Annotated in this window: 11 protein-coding genes; 8 read left to right on the top strand and 3 right to left on the bottom strand. The window is 32.2% G+C overall.

Annotated features, from left to right (window positions below; genetic code table 11):
• The first annotated feature begins 66 nt into the window (after positions 1 to 66).
• A complete protein-coding gene (locus ICJ84_RS03545; protein WP_188214973.1) occupies positions 67 to 468 on the top strand; it encodes a sugar 3,4-ketoisomerase in 402 nt (133 codons plus the stop codon).
• On the opposite strand, the gene ICJ84_RS03550 is transcribed toward ICJ84_RS03545, so the two are convergent.
• Positions 465 to 1403: a glycosyltransferase family 2 protein gene (locus tag ICJ84_RS03550; protein ID WP_188214974.1), complete on the bottom strand. Its 939-nt coding sequence runs from the start codon at positions 1401 to 1403 to the stop codon at positions 465 to 467. The genes ICJ84_RS03545 and ICJ84_RS03550 overlap by 4 nt on opposite strands.
• Positions 1404 to 1495: 92 nt before the next feature.
• On the opposite strand from ICJ84_RS03550, the gene ICJ84_RS03555 reads away from it, so the two are divergent.
• Together ICJ84_RS03555 and ICJ84_RS03560 are read left to right on the top strand one after the other, a co-directional pair.
• On the top strand, positions 1496 to 2584 hold the full coding sequence (locus ICJ84_RS03555) for a glycosyltransferase (protein WP_188214975.1): 1089 nt from the start codon (positions 1496 to 1498) through the stop codon (positions 2582 to 2584).
• Positions 2585 to 2587: 3 nt separating this feature from the next.
• The gene (locus ICJ84_RS03560; RefSeq protein ID WP_188214976.1) at positions 2588 to 3661 is read left to right on the top strand and encodes a glycosyltransferase; all 1074 of its coding nucleotides are present in this window, start codon (positions 2588 to 2590) and stop codon (positions 3659 to 3661) included.
• On the opposite strand, the gene ICJ84_RS03565 is transcribed toward ICJ84_RS03560, so the two are convergent.
• Together ICJ84_RS03565 and ICJ84_RS03570 are read right to left on the bottom strand one after the other, a co-directional pair.
• A complete protein-coding gene (locus tag ICJ84_RS03565; RefSeq protein WP_188214977.1) occupies positions 3646 to 4545 on the bottom strand; it encodes a glycosyltransferase family 2 protein in 900 nt (299 codons plus the stop codon). The genes ICJ84_RS03560 and ICJ84_RS03565 overlap by 16 nt on opposite strands.
• A gap of 3 nt (positions 4546 to 4548) precedes the next feature.
• Positions 4549 to 5232 (bottom strand): cell division ATP-binding protein FtsE, encoded by a 684-nt coding sequence (locus ICJ84_RS03570; RefSeq protein WP_188214978.1) that lies wholly within the window; start codon positions 5230 to 5232, stop codon positions 4549 to 4551.
• Between the two features lie 220 nt (positions 5233 to 5452).
• Here ICJ84_RS03570 and ICJ84_RS03575 point away from each other — a divergent pair, with 220 nt between their 5' ends.
• The 5 genes from ICJ84_RS03575 to ICJ84_RS03595 all read left to right on the top strand — a co-directional run bounded on the left by ICJ84_RS03575 (position 5453) and on the right by ICJ84_RS03595 (position 15706).
• Positions 5453 to 8479, top strand: a complete 3027-nt coding sequence (locus ICJ84_RS03575) for a tetratricopeptide repeat protein (protein ID WP_188214979.1) — start codon at positions 5453 to 5455, stop codon at positions 8477 to 8479.
• Positions 8480 to 8511: 32 nt separating this feature from the next.
• Entirely contained in the window at positions 8512 to 10242 is a 1731-nt protein-coding gene (locus ICJ84_RS03580; protein ID WP_188214980.1) for a porin family protein, read from the top strand.
• Between the two features lie 198 nt (positions 10243 to 10440).
• Positions 10441 to 10995, top strand: coding sequence for an RNA polymerase sigma-70 factor (locus ICJ84_RS03585; protein ID WP_188214981.1), 555 nt, complete (start codon positions 10441 to 10443; stop codon positions 10993 to 10995).
• Between the two features lie 90 nt (positions 10996 to 11085).
• Positions 11086 to 12282 carry a FecR family protein gene (locus ICJ84_RS03590; protein WP_188214982.1) on the top strand — a complete coding sequence of 399 codons (1197 nt, stop codon included), beginning with the start codon at positions 11086 to 11088 and terminating at the stop codon, positions 12280 to 12282.
• Positions 12283 to 12454: 172 nt separating this feature from the next.
• Entirely contained in the window at positions 12455 to 15706 is a 3252-nt protein-coding gene (locus tag ICJ84_RS03595; RefSeq protein WP_188214983.1) for a SusC/RagA family TonB-linked outer membrane protein, read from the top strand.
• Position 15707 lies beyond the last annotated feature (1 nt).

Here is a 15707-nt window from a genome sequence, read left to right on the forward strand (position 1 = left end):
AACCTAGAATTGTTTTGTTAGAGGTTAATTTAAAACATATTGTAAAATAAAATTATTAAGATTACGATGGAGGATGTGCAAATAATCCCAATTCCTAAAATTGAAGATTACAGAGGAAATATAGCTGTGGTAGAAAACGATGTAATTCCTTTTTCGGTAAAGAGAGTATATTATCTTTTTGATGTTCCTAGTGGTTCCTATCGAGGGGGGCATGCTCATAAAGAACTTAAACAATTTATTATTGCAATTAGTGGAAGTTTTGACGTTGTTTTAAAAGATTATAAAAATACAGTGAAACGAATTACTCTCAATAATCCTGCTAAAGGGTTATTAATCACACCAGGTGTTTGGAGAGAGTTGGAAAATTTTTCGTCAGGTGCAGTATGCTTAGTTATAGCTTCAGATGTTTATAGAGAGGAGGATTATATTAGGGATTTTAACGAGTTTTTAGAAACTGGAAAATTTTAAACGATGGAGATTAGTTTTCTGAAAAGTTTGTTTTGACTTGCAAAATAATGAATATAATCCTTTAAGTTTTTATTCTTTAACATTTTATACGATTCCTGTCCGAGTTCTTTTTTTTCATAATAACCTGACAAAAAAAGTAATTTACGATAATGGTTTTTGTTAAAAATATTAATTAGGTTATTTTCAAAATTATACTTTTTAGTGAAAAAATCGAATAATATTTTTTCTTGATGTTTTAAATATAATTGATTTTCAAAACCTTTTTTGTTGCTAGATGAATTTTTATGCATTCTGTATGTATGTAATGATTCTTTTATGGTTTCAAAGTTTGTATTCATAGCTAAATTTACTAGTATTGGATAATCTTCGAATGATATATTCATTTTAAAGTATTTATCAAAATCAACAAATTTATAAATACAGGCTTTATTAAAGCAAACACCTGCAAACATGGGGGAATTCCAAAGTAAAATATTGTTTCTATAAGTCTCTTTGGAAGAACTGAGTACTTTTTTATTACAAAATTCAATAGTTTTATTTTGTCCATCTTTTTCTATCAGTAAGTCAACGCCACTATCAACAAAACCTAAATTAGAATTGTTTTTTAGGATGTCTACTAACTTTTGAAGAGAATATTCATGTTTTAATAAATCGTCTCCTGCAATGTCGAAAACATAAGTCCCTTCACATCTATCTAAGGTTACTTTAAAGTTTTTAAAAATACCTAAGCGAGTTTCATTTTTCTTTATTTTGAATAAAGTTGGATGTTTTTCTTTATAAGATTCAATTATTTTGAAAGTTTCGTCGGTGGAGCAATCATCTCCAACAACAATTTCATAATTAAAATTTACTTGCTGTTTAAGAATTGATTTTAACGTTTCTTCAATATATTTTTCGTTATTGTAAGTAATTAGGTGAATAGATAAATCTATCATGAAAAAATAATAGGTTGGTTGAAATAGTTTTGAAATTTAAGATAAATTTTAAATATTTCGAAAAGAAATGAACGTTAAGAGGTATTAACTAGATGAAGAGAAAAAAAATAGCTTTAGTTGGCTTTAGATTAAATAAAGGGGGCTCGGAAAGAGTGATGGCTCACCTTTCTAATTTCTTCGATTCTCACAACATCGAAGTTTATATTGTTACTTTTCATGATGATGTAGCTTATAATTATTCTGGAACTTTATTTAATTTAGGGCAGTATAAAAGTAATGTCAATACCATTTTTAATAAAATTAAACGTTTTCAACTTTTTTACAAATACATAAAAACTAATGATTTTGATTTTATTATCGATTTTCGATTTAGAGTAAATCTTTTTCAAGAAATATTTATTAGTAAATTTATTTATACCACCAACACTATTTATACCATTCATAGTTCTAAGCTAGATGAGTATATTCCTAAATCGAGAGTGTTTGCTAAATTCTTATATAATTCAAGTTATGCTATGGTCAGTATAAATAGATATATGAAAACGCTTGTTGAACAGAGGTATGGATTTAAAAATGGTGATTTCATATATAATCCAATAGATATATCGGCTGTGAATATTTTGAAGGATGAATCTATTTCATTTAAAGGAGAATTTATAATTGGAGTAGGAGAATTTGAAACCAATATAAAACAATTTGATGTTTTAATTAAAGCTTATTCAAAATCAGAGTTGCCTAAAAATAATATAGCTCTTTTTATTTTAGGAGAGGGGGTGCAAAGAAATCGGTTATTACAGATAGCTAAAGATTACAAAGTAGCTCATTTGGTCCATTTGATGGGTTTTAAAAAGAACCCTTATAAATATATTAGTAAAGCAAAGTTTTTTGTTCTAACAAGTGAATTTGAGGGGTTTCCAATGGTGTTATTAGAGGCTTTGGCCTGTGGTATACCTGTGGTTGCATTCGATTGTTTAACTGGGCCTCGTGAGATTATTCAGAATGAAAATAATGGATTAATAATTAAGAATCAAAACAAGGAAGAGTTAATAGCCGGAATGAATCAAATGGTTTCTGATGAAAAATTATATGAAATTTGTAAATTTAATGCAGTAAAAAGTGTTGAGAAATTTTCTTTAGATGTGGTTGGAAAACAATGGTTGAAATTGATGCGTTTAAATTAAGATTTGAAAAAAATATTATACATAACAACTGGAATTCAAGGCTCAGGAGGGGTGTCTAGAATACTATCTGTTAAACTAAATTATCTTTTAAACTACTATAATTACGAGATTGTTGTAATAAACTCAAACTATATAAAAGCCCCCTTTTTTTATGATTTCAGCAAGTCAATAAAATTCTATCATATACAACATGATACTTTTTTTTCATTTAAAAATAAAGTTTTAGAGGTTGTTGAAAGAGAGAATCCTAATGTTGTAGTTAATTGTGATAATGGATTAAAAGGGACTCTATTAACTTATTTTTTTAAAAAGAATATACCCATAGTTTATGAAAGGCATTGTGGTAAGTATATAAATTCATCCGGCATTATCGATTTTTTAAAGTTAAAACTATCTAATGTTTTACTTGATAGAATAATTATGAGGTATAGGTTGTTTGTTGTGTTAAATAAGCAAGAAAAGCAAACTTGGCAGGGTAGTAATCTGGAGGTTATACCAAACCCTTTGTGGTTCGATCCCCCCTTAAAAGTTAATAAGCTTGAAAGTAGATTTGTCGTTGCAGTTGGAAGACAATCTGTTGAAAAGCGATATGATAAGCTTTTGAGAATCTGGAAAGATGTGGTAAAACAGTATCCAGATTGGATTTTGAAGATTTACGGTGAAAAAAATGAAAAGTTGAAATTAGATGAATTAGTCTCGAAATTAAAATTAAAAGATAACGTAAAGTTTTTTGATCCTGTATCGAATGTAGAAGAAATTTACACACAAGCATCCATGTTGTTAACAACATCAGAGTCTGAAGCATTCGGATTGGTATTGTTAGAGGCTATGGCTCACAGTATACCTGTTGTAGCTTTTAATGGCACTTCAGGGACAGATATGCTAATTCAAGATAATATTAACGGTTTTCTTGTTGAAAAAAATGATTTTAATATGTTTATTGAAAAGGTTTGTTTTTTAATAAATGATAAAGATTCGAAAAAATTATTGGGTAATCGTGCAAAATCTTTTGCGAAAGAGTTCGAAATAAAATCCATTATGCAACAATGGGATAATTTGTTTCAATCTATCTCTTGATTACACGTATAACAAAAATGACATATTTTAAATAACTTAAAAACTAATAAGGAAGGGAATTGGGACTCTAAGTTTTTTATCATTACATTTTGTAATAGGTGGTGAAAAAGAATGAAAATATAATGAAGTTTAAAACGAAATAATTTATCGTACCATTTTAAAAGTGTAATAAAATCTATTTCTATTAAATTTTTTTTATAGATAGATTTAAGGTTATCTAACCCCGAAATTGTTTTAGCGATAAAAATAGTATTTAAATCTATATCGCCATGTTCTACAGGATTATTAATGTGAGTTACTTTAAATTGTAATAAACTTATTTGGTATGCTAATAAAGTGTCTTCGTGTCCATATTTTGTTATTGTAGAATCAAACTGAATTTTTTTTAATAGGTCTTTTTTTATTAAGGTATTATTAAACATTAAGGTTTTGTAAGGTGATTGTGTTCTTACGTCGCACAGTTTGTCTTCAACATATTTTCCATATTTCCACCTTAATTTTTGATTAGAATGCCCAATAGCTTTAGGGTGAATACGACCTCCATAAATAATATTGAGGTTGTTGTTGATCGCTTGAATGTAGTTTTTAATGTAATTAGAATCAAAAATTACAGAGTCTCCATCAATAAATAAAACGTAATTGTATTTAGATGCCTTGATTAATAGGTTTCTTGTAGAGCTGAGGCCTAAGTTATTCTTGTTAATTAAGAATTTGCAAAAATTGAAGTTATTTATTTTTTCATTTTGAAGACGATAGTGATTTTGAGAACCATCATCTAAAACTATAACTTCGTAAGAGATATTTTGTATTGATAATTGTTGGACTAAAGAAAAAACTAAAGGGTATACGTTATAATTATATGTTGGAATTAAAATTGATAACATAAATTACCCCTTCCTTTGTACCACTTCATATACTTGATTTTCATCACACTTTAAAGTTTTACTTGGGTATTTTAGTAACAGAGCGTAATCATGTGTAGCCATTAAAATAGTATTGCCATTTTTATTAATGTCCTGAAGGACCTCCATCACCTCAATACTGGTTTGCGGATCTAAATTTCCTGTAGGCTCGTCAGCAAGGATAAGCTCAGGGTTGTTAAGTAGAGCTCTGGCAATGGCAATACGCTGCTGTTCTCCCCCAGAAAGTTCATGCGGAAATTTGAAGCCTTTGGTACTCATACCTACTTTCGTTAAAACCTCTTCAATTCTGGTAGTCATCGCTTCTTTGTCTTTCCAGCCGGTGGCTTTCAAAACAAATAATAAATTTTCATTTATCGTTCGGTCGGTAAGGAGTTTAAAATCTTGAAATACCACCCCCAATTTTCGGCGTAAAAAAGGAATATCTTTTTCTTTTAATCCGTTTAGGTTGAAATCAACAATATAGCCTTCACCTTTAGTAAGAGGTAAATCACCGTAAAGTGTTTTCATAAAACTACTTTTCCCGGTTCCAGTTTTTCCAATTAAGTAGACAAAATCACCTTTGTTAATTTCGACATTTATGTTAGAAAGCACTAGGCTGTCTCCCTGAAAAATAGAGGCGTCTTTTAATTGTAAAATAGGATTTGACATAGATTTTAAATGAAAAGTTTTTACGTGTTGTAAATGTATTATTTATAAGTTGAATCTTAAAAATTAATGTTTAAAAAGTTTTTTGTTATTTGCTTTAAACGCTGATTTTTCTATGTTATTTTCTAATTTTTAATAAGTCGGTTTATAATTATAGCACGATTATTGCGTTATACCTTTTATATAAATTATCTTTGATTTCAAATTAAAAAATGAATCGTTAATGATTAAAATAAATGGTGTTTCTTTTTTGATAGCTTTAGGTGTAAGTTATCAAATTTCAGCACAAAAATCGGCTACGTATACAAGTGATCTAGTAGATTATCAAAAGGCTTTGTCGCTTTATAATAATCAGCAGTATATGGCCGCTCAAACGTTATTTTCAAATGTTAAAAAGGAGCATAAAGATGAAGGGTTACAGTCAGATTGTACCTATTATATCGCTAATTGTGCCGTACGTTTAAATCAGCAGAATGCCGATAAATTAGTCGAAAGTTTTGTCGAGGATTACCCAACGAGTACCAAACGTAACACGGCCTATTTAGATGTCGCCGATTATTATTTTGCCAATGGAAAATATGCTTATGCCAGAAAATGGTATGATAAAGTTGATGAAAGCGGCTTAGCGTATAGTGATAAGGAGAAATTTTACTTTAATAATGGGTATTCAGCATTTGCAGCGAAACAATATAGTGATGCCAAAAAGTACTTGTCGCGCGTTGAAAGTTCTAAAGAATATGGTTCTCAGGCTAAGTATTATATTGGGTATATGGCTTATGAAGGAGACGATTATAAGCAGGCTAATGAATACTTCGATCAGGTAAGTAATCAGGAAAAATACAAGGAGAAGTTGTCATATTATCAAGCGGATTTAAATTTCAAACTTGGGAATTTTCAAAAGGCCATCGATTTAGCCAAAGCACAGTTACAGAAGAGCAATCGTGATGAAGTCTCTGAACTTTCAAAGATCATTGGAGAAAGTTATTTCAACTTAGAACAATATGCCGAAGCAATTCCGTATTTAAAAGCATATAAAGGCAAAAAAGGAAAGTGGAATAACACCGATTTTTATCAGTTAGGGTATGCGTATTACAAGCAAGGCGATTATGAAAATGCGGTTTCAGAATTTAATAAAATTATAGGCGGAACGAATAGTATTGCTCAAAATGCCTATTACCATTTAGGAGAAAGTTATATTAAATTAGGCAAAAAGCAGGAGGCGTTGAATGCGTTTAGAAATGCCTCGCAAATGGATTTCGATTTAAAAATTCAGGAAGACGCGTATTTAAATTATGCTAAAATCAGTTATGAGATTGGAAATGCTTATCAGTCCGCACCTCAGGTGTTAACCGGGTACTTAGAAAAATATCCGAAATCGGCGCAACGCGAAGAGATTGAAACCTTACTGATTGATTCTTATATTACTTCCAAAAACTATAAAGAAGCGCTTCGGTTATTAGAAGGTAAAAGTAGCTTCGAAAATAAAGTGGCTTATCAAAAAGTCGCTTTCTATAGAGGATTAGAACTTTATAGTGAGAATCAGTTTTTAGAAGCCAAGAAAATGTTTGAGGCTTCACTTAAAGAGCCACGTGATCCTAATTATACGGCAAGAGCAACGTTTTGGAAAGCCGAAACCGACTACAACTTAACCAACTACGATGACGCTTTGGTAAGTTTTCAGCAGTTTAAGCAACAAGCCGGAGCAACTTCGACACCCGAATATGAAAATATTGATTATAATTTAGCTTACACGTATTTTAAACTTAAAAGTTACGATCAGGCGACTAAGCTTTTTAGTTCGTTTATTTCGGCAACAAAGCAGCGCGATAATGTAAGACTAAATGATGCCTACTTGCGTTTGGGTGATGCCTTTTTCGTATCGAGTAATTATCAAAGTGCTATTAATGCCTATGAAAGTGCGATTAAGTTGAATGCAATTGAATCCGACTATGCATTCTTCCAAAAGGCGATTAGTGCCGGATATATTGGGAAGGACGCTCAGAAAATAAGTGAATTAGAAACGTTTATTTCAAAATATCCGAATTCTAAATTACGTGATGATGCCATGTACGAACTAGGAAATACATTGGTTAAAGACAATCAAACCGATAAAGCCATGCGTAGTTATGATCGATTAAATTCGGAATACCGTATGAGTTCATTTGTGCCGAAATCGTTGTTACGTCAAGGTTTGGTGTATTACAATACGAATCAAAATGAACAGGCTTTAACAAAATTCAAAAAGGTGGCTGCCGATTACGAAGGTTCACCAGAAGCTGTTCAGGCGGTTGCTACAGCACGACTTATTTACATCGATATGGGGCGTGTTAATGATTATGCAAACTGGGTAAAAACCTTGAATTATGTTGAGGTTACCGACGCCGATTTAGATAACGCGACCTATGAGGCTGCTGAAAAGCAGTATTTAGACAATAATACCGATAAAGCCATTAAACAATTCAATGGGTATTTAAATCAATTCCCTAAAGGATTACACTTGTTACAATCGCATTTTTACGTAGCGCAGTTGTATTACAAGCAAAATTTATCGGCTAATGCCGCGCCTCATTATGAGTTTGTGGTTGGTGTCCCTCAGAGTGAATTTACTGAAGTTTCTCTTTCTCGATTATCGCAATATTATCTTGAAAATAAAGACTGGAATAAAGCGATGCCGCTACTTGAACGTTTAGAAGATGAAGCCAGCTTGCCGCAAAATGTCGTATTTGCGCAATCGAACTTAATGAAAGCGAATTATCAATTAGAGCGCTACAATGAATCGGTAGTTTACGCAGAAAAGGTATTGGCAAATTCTAAAATAGATAATAAAATTCAGAGTGATGCATACATAATTATTGCCCGATCAGCTATGAAAACAGGTAATGAGGCTAAAGCCAAAACGGCATATGCAAAAGTAGAAACTGTCGCTACAGGAGAAACGGCAGCCGAAGCACTTTACTATAATGCATACTTTAAAAATAAAGCCGGAAGCTATGAAGTTTCAAATGTAACAGTACAAAAACTAGCCAAAGATTTTTCAGGGTATAAGTATTACAGTGCTAAAGGTTTGGTGCTTATGGCGAAGAATTTCTATGCGTTGAATGATGCATTCCAGGCGACTTATATTTTAGAAAGCGTTACGGAAAACTTTAAAGAGTTTGACGATGTTGTAGAAGAAGCAACAAACGAGCTTAAAGCGATTAAGGCAAACGAAGCTAAAACGAATTCATCTGTTCAACCTGACGACAATTAAAACCCTGAATCTAAAAACGAAACAAGAATCATATGCGAAAGCACATAAAATATATAGTAACGGCGGCTGTAACGTTTACAGGACTGGCGGCGTTTTCTCAAAATAATCCGAAGGATACACTTAATACAGGTGTGATTGATGTAGTGAAACCTTATACACCAACTATTTCAGATGCGTTTAAGGTAAAAGAAGTTCCGACTTTAGACGACGAAACTACCGAAACAAAAAAGGATATAAAATACAATATATTCTCATTTCCGGTGGCATCAACGTTTACCCCGGCTAAAGGTAAAGCCGAAGGAATCGAAAAGGCAAAACCTATTAAATTATTCGATAATTATGCCACCTTGGGTGTTGGGTCTTACACAACATTCTTAGGCGAATTATATGTGAACCATGCCTTGAGTCGTACTGAAAACGTGGGCGGATATTTTAGTCATCATTCATCTGGTGGTGGAATTGAAAATTTAGTGTTCGACGATAATTTTTCTGACTCAAAAATCAACCTGAATTACGCTTCACGTTTACGATATATGTCGTGGAAAGTAGAAGGCGGATTTCAGCACCAAAACTACAATTGGTATGGCGTTCCCGAATCTCAAATTAATCAGGCGCAGTTAGATGGTATTCAGGTCGATCATAAATTTAACAATGCTTACGTTGGAGGAGATATAACCTTTGAAGATACCTATTTAAAATCAGGAAGTGCCTTGTTCAGGCATTTTGGTGATAATATGGGTTCAGGTGAAAATCGTTTTGTGTTGAAAGGCAAAGCAGATATTCCTATTAATTACGAAGAAATAGCAACTGAACTTAAAATTGATTATTTAGGCGGAAGTTTCGATAGAAGTTATAATCTGGATGAAGCTTTAAAATACAGTAATTTTCAAATAGGTTTATCGCCAACCTATCAATTAAAGCAGGATGATTTAACGCTTGACTTAGGGATTTCGGTGTATTTTATGAGCGATATCGAAGCTAGTGATAATAAGTTGTATCTGTATCCTAACATAACGGCCAGTTACCGTTTAGTGAGTGAAGTGTTAATTGCTTACGGTGGTATTCAAGGAGATTTACAGCAGAATTCGTACTACGATTTTGCTAAGGAAAATCCGTTTGTGTCGCCAACTTTATTTGTACAGCCAACCGATCAGTTGTATAATGCTTTTGCAGGAATTAAAGGAAAAGTAACCAGTAACACGAGTTATAAATTTGCCGGACATTATATATCTGATAAGAATAAAGCTTTGTTTAAAAATAATGCGATTCAAACCGTGAATCAGTTTAATTACTCGTATGGAAATTCTTTTGGAGTTGTATATGACGAGATGAAAACGTTTGGTGTGTCGGGAGAGTTGAGTGTCGATCTTAATCGAAATTTTACAGCATCGTTAAAAGGAGAGTATTTTGCATATTCAACCGACAATGAAGCGGAAGCCTGGAACCTTCCAGATTTTAAAAGTTCGTTGTTTTTAGATTATCAAATTGATGAGAAATGGTTTGCGGGTGCTAATGTGTATTTTGTTGGCAAACGGAAAGATCAATATTATGTTGCCGATCCGTTTGTGAATTCAGTACCAGTAACCGTTAGTTTAGATAGTTATTTTGATGCAAATGCCCATGCCGGTTATCACATAACTGAGCAGCTTTCCATTTTTGCAAAAATGAATAATATAGCAAGTCAGGGGTATCAGCGTTGGCAGAATTTCCCGGTGCAAAGTTTTCAGGTATTGGCCGGAGCAACTTATAAATTCGATTTTTAAGAATAGGATTAACTTAAATATAAAAAAGACCTCAAGTAATTGGGGTCTTTTTTTGTATTATGTAAGAATAGTTAGGTGGTTTATACTCGTTTTTTTTAATATTTTGAAATATGTTAACGAGGGACTTTGATTTAATAAAAGAAGATTTATATTTAGGAAATTTTTAACAAAACCCGTAAATAGATAAATTAAATTAAGTTGACAGCTGAAAATACAGAAATTACAGCAAAATCATTTAAAGGGATATACTATTCCTTATATCCTCGTTTACTTTCATTTAGTTTAAAATATGTTAAGGATCAATTTGTAGCTGAAGAAGTAGTAGAGGATTGTATGTTGTATTTGTGGGAGAGAAGAAAGGAGTTGGAATCTGTGAAAGATTTAAAATCTTACTTATATACTATGGTTAAAAATAGGTGTTTTACTTATTTACGAAATAACCATAAAGAAATACCATTGGAAGCTGTAAATTACGAAGCAATATCTCAGGAGGATCAATATATCATAGAGGAAGAGACACATGCGATTCTTATGAAAGCGATTGAGGAATTACCAGATAAATGCAAAAAAGTCTTCAAAATGTCTTGCATAGAAGGTGTAAGGTATAAAGATATTGCATTAGAAATGGATATCTCTGTGAATACTGTAAAATCCCAGCGATCACGGGCTATAGAATTACTTAAACGAAGCCTTAAAGATCAACCTTTTGTTACGATTTATTTATCGATTTTGTTAAAAACACAAATTTTTTAAATTTTTTTTCCACCCATTCTCTGTTTATTTTACTCTTACTATAAAAACAATGTATTATTAACATACATGTAATGTTTTGGTAATATAAAAATGAACGAAAAATTGTATTCAAAATATAGAGTTGCAGAGCTGATAGGGAAATCTCTTATGGGGACTATAGAATCAGACGAACAAGCAGAACTTGATAGATGGTTGCAAAATGACGAAGCTTCCAAATTATATCAAGATATTATCGACAATAAAAAGTTAAATGATAAGTATGAATTTTATCAATCGTTAAGTACTGACAAAAAATATAATCAACTTCAAGGAAAAATTAATAAATCCATCAAAGTAAAACGTTTCAGACAGCTAATGAAATATGCAGCTATCTTAGTTTTATTTTTATCCGTGGCGTTTTATTGGCAATACCGTTCTAATGAACAAGAGCAGTTGATTACTCAAGAAACTTTAAATGAAATTAAGCCAGGATATTCTAAGGCAACATTAATTTTAGCAGATGGAACAGAAGTCGCTTTAGATGCTCATAAAAATCAAAACATTCAGTCTAGCGGAGTGAGTTTTATTGAAAATAAAGACGATGTTTTAGAATATAAAGCAGCTAATGATAATACTTTGGCTAATATAGGTTACAATACATTACACGTGCCACATGGTGGAATTTATAGTGTGGTATTGCCAGATGGTACACGAGTTTGGGTAAACTCTGCATCTTCTATTAAATATCCGGAAGCTTTTGTAGGAGAAACACGTGAGGTGGAATTGAATGGCGAAGCGTATTTTCATGTTGTTAAAAGTAACAAGAAGTTTATTGTGAAAACAAAGACATTAGATGTTACAGTTTTAGGAACATCATTTAATGTTAGTGCTTATGATGATGATGATTTTTTTGCAACCACTTTAGTAGAAGGTAAAGTACAATTAACATCTGAACATTTAGGTGAAGTGATACTGGCACCAAATCAACAAGGTTATTACAAAAAAGGACTTAAAGATATTCAGTTAAACAGTAAAATAAATGTTAGAAACTTTACATCCTGGAAAGACGGTAAATTTTACTTTGAACACGAACCTCTTGATAATATTCTGAGAAAATTAGGAAGATGGTATGACTTTGAAGTGAAATTTGAAGATGAAAAATTTAAAAACATTGTGTTTACAGGTGTGGCTAGAAAAGATAATGAGTTGAGAAGCTTAATGGATATGATAGCTAAAACAGCAAGAATTGATTATAAAGCATATAAAAATGAAAACAATACTATTGAAATAGAAATATTTAAAAACTAACAGTAAAAAAATAACCGATTGATACGCCAATATCAACCGGTTGTAAAATACTGTTGATTAACTAAGTGACTAAAAATAATTAACCAATTTAACACGTAAATGTATGAAAAAAAACTTTTCAAGGGAAACGTATTTTGTTCTCTGGCGATTTATGCCACAAATTCTGAGCATTATGAGACGATCAATGTACTTGTTTATTATTTTATTCAATATCGGCGCTTTTGCATTTTCACAAAAAATCACTTTAAATCTTAATGGAGTTCCGCTTCATGAAGCCTTAAGAACGATTAGCGATAAAGCTAATATTGATTTCTTTTATAGTGATGACACATTAGATATTAATAGAATTGTTAACATAGAATTTGTTGATACCGATGTTGAAGTTATAGTATCTAATTTAATAGGATCAGGATTTAAATTAGAAGAACAAAGTAACGGGCTTTACTTAATTGTACCTGTTGAAGTACAACAAGGTAGACTTTTAAGTGGAGTTGTTACCGACGAAATTGGTCAGCCTTTACCAGGTGTTACTGTTTTAGTGAAGGAGACTAAAAAGGGAGTCAGTACTGATTTTGACGGAAATTTTAAAATTGTAGTTGAAAAAGGACAGACCATAGTATTTAGTTACGTAGGTTTTAAGACGCAAGAGGTTGTTTTTGAAAATCAAAAATCTATCAATGTTAAGTTAGTTGAAGATATTTCAGCTTTGGAGGAAGTTATAGTAACTGGAATCGTAGAACGGAAAAAAGAAACCTATACAGGTGCTGTAAGTACATTCTCTGGTGAAGAATTAAAAGCAATAGGTAATCAAAACATAATCCAAAGTATAAGAACTTTAGATCCTTCGTTTATAGTGCTTGAAAATAATTTACAAGGTTCTAACCCAAATGTACTGCCAAATATTGAAGTAAGAGGGCAAACAAGTATTACTAATGATGATTTAAGAGACGAGTTTGGCGCAGATCCAAATAGTCCTTTATTTATTTTAGATGGGTTTGAAACTGATTTAAGGTCTATTGTTGACTTAGATATGAATCGTGTGGCTTCTATAACTATTTTAAAAGATGCCGCATCAACAGCATTGTATGGGTCTAAAGCAGCTAATGGAGTTGTGGTGGTCGAAACTAAGCGACCTGAGTCTGGGAAAATAATACTAAGTTATACAGGAGATTTTTCTGTTGATGCACCAGATTTAACAGATTATAATTTAATGAATGCTTCTGAAAAACTGGAATATGAGCGTTTGGCCGGAATGTGGACTTATTACATTGAAGATTATAGCGTTCAGGTTAGACTGGATAGTTTGTATAATCAGAAATTAGCAGACGTAAGAAGAGGTGTAGATACCTATTGGTTAAGTGAACCAACCAGAACAGCTATAACTCAAAGACATTCAGTTTATGCAGCAGGAGGGTCAGATGAGTTTAGGTTTAATGCTGGTTTAAATTACAGAGATGGACAGGGTGTAATGAAGGGATCTGGGCGTGATACCTGGGGTGCAAATATTGATTTGAATTATAGAAAAGGAAAAGTAAATATTTCAAATAGATTTTACATGGATGGTTACACTGCAATGGAATCTAATTATGGTTCTTTTTCAAATTTTGCAAGAGCTAATCCTTATTATAGAAAATATGATGAGAATGGTGAGATTACCAGATATCTTGATGAAAATGGAGTTAGAACAGATTTTGTTAATCCATTATATAGAACGACCATAAATAGTTCTGACGAAACTAAAGGAATAGGGTTTAGAAATAATTTAAACATTATAGTAGATCTTACATCAAGATTAAGGCTTAATGGGGGGGTACAATTAAGGAATGAGACTTCAGAAAGAGAAGTGTTTATTGATCCTGAAGACCCGGTTTTTGATGATGTAAGCTTTTTTGAAAAAGGAGAATATAGAAACACAGAAATTGATAATTTTAGCTATATGGCTAACCTTATGTTAACATATAGAAATCTATTTGCCGAGAAACATAGTGTTACAGCCAACTTAAGAGCTGATGTGGAAGAGCAAAATAATGAATCTTACGGAACAGTTGCTGTAGGTTTTCCAAACGGAACTAATGCAAATCCTAGTTTTTCTTTTAGTTACGATCCAAATGCAAAACCAAGTTATTCTACGAGAAAGTACCGAAGAAATAACATTATGGGACTTGTAAATTATGCTTATGATAATCGTTATTTACTAGATTTTACTTATAGGCTAGATGGATCTACAGCCTTTGGAGCTAACGAAAAATATTCTCCGTTCTGGTCTGTAGGTCTTGGATGGAATATTCACAAAGAACGTGGTGTAAATTCAAGTGTTATTAACCTGTTGCGCCTTAAACAGACTTTTGGATATACGGGTAATCAAAACTTAGGAAGTGTAGCTTCAACTTCTGTATATGCTTATGGATCTACAATAAATGAATTTGGAGCAGGTGTTGGTTTAGTTACACTGGCAAACCCGAATTTAGAGTGGCAACGTACCTTTGATATGAATTTAGGACTAGATATTGCGCTGTTCAATAATAGGTTAGATGGACGTTTTAACTTATATAGGAAAAATACCGATCCGTTAGTTGTGCCAGTTAGTTTAGCCGCATCAACAGGATTAACTAGTTATCCTTTAAATGTGGGACGTTTAGAAGTTAAAGGTTTTGAAGCTATTGTTAATTATAAAATTATTAACGATATGAAAAACCGCTTTATGTGGCGTCTGGGAGTAACAACGGCGATTGTGAATATGCAGTATGATGGCTTTGGAAACCAATTACAAGAATTGGACGAGGAAGCAATACAATCAGGATCTCTTAAACGTTATAAGGATGGTTTTAGTCCTGATGATATATGGGCAGTACCATCATTAGGGATTGATCCAGCGACAGGGAAAGAAGTCTTTTTACAAAATAACGGACAAACGAGCTTTGTTCATAATTATGATGATGAAACTGTTGTTGGTAATTCTAGGCCAGATCTAGAAGGGGTGATTAGCAATAATTTTTCGTTTAAAGACTTTACGCTTGGGATAAATTTAAGATACCGATTAGGTGGACAGCAATTTAATAATGCTTTGTTTAACAAAGTTGAAAATATTAGCTATTCAGAAGTCGGTTTTAATCAAGACAAAAGAGCCTTATACGATAGATGGCAACAGCCAGGAGATATGGCTATGTTTAAAGGGATTACTGAAACTGCGGCAGTACCAATTTCTTCACGCTTTGTACAGGATGAAAATTTAATTATTGGTGAATCAGTTAACCTAGGGTATAGAGCATCAAATAAAAAGTGGTTAGATGTTTTAGGAGTTTCAACGCTGCGATTTAATGCGTATATGAATAATATTTTAAGAGCATCAACAGTTTTGGCCGAAAGAGGTTTAGATTACCCTTTTGCGCGTTCGGTGTCTTTCAGTATTAATGCATCATTTTAAT

Origin of the sequence: Aestuariibaculum suncheonense (assembly GCF_014596935.1) — a bacterium.
Lineage (GTDB): Bacteria > Bacteroidota > Bacteroidia > Flavobacteriales > Flavobacteriaceae > Aestuariibaculum > Aestuariibaculum suncheonense.

Coding starts and splice junctions, on each gene's coding strand:
- ICJ84_RS03545 (WP_188214973.1), top strand. CDS start 67: ATGGAGGATGTGCAAATAATCCCAATTCCTAAAATTGAAGATTACAGA.
- ICJ84_RS03550 (WP_188214974.1), bottom strand. CDS start 1,403: ATGATAGATTTATCTATTCACCTAATTACTTACAATAACGAAAAATAT.
- ICJ84_RS03555 (WP_188214975.1), top strand. CDS start 1,496: ATGAAGAGAAAAAAAATAGCTTTAGTTGGCTTTAGATTAAATAAAGGG.
- ICJ84_RS03565 (WP_188214977.1), bottom strand. CDS start 4,545: ATGTTATCAATTTTAATTCCAACATATAATTATAACGTATACCCTTTA.
- ICJ84_RS03570 (WP_188214978.1), bottom strand. CDS start 5,232: ATGTCAAATCCTATTTTACAATTAAAAGACGCCTCTATTTTTCAGGGA.
- ICJ84_RS03575 (WP_188214979.1), top strand. CDS start 5,453: ATGATTAAAATAAATGGTGTTTCTTTTTTGATAGCTTTAGGTGTAAGT.
- ICJ84_RS03580 (WP_188214980.1), top strand. CDS start 8,512: ATGCGAAAGCACATAAAATATATAGTAACGGCGGCTGTAACGTTTACA.
- ICJ84_RS03590 (WP_188214982.1), top strand. CDS start 11,086: ATGAACGAAAAATTGTATTCAAAATATAGAGTTGCAGAGCTGATAGGG.
- ICJ84_RS03595 (WP_188214983.1), top strand. CDS start 12,455: ATGAGACGATCAATGTACTTGTTTATTATTTTATTCAATATCGGCGCT.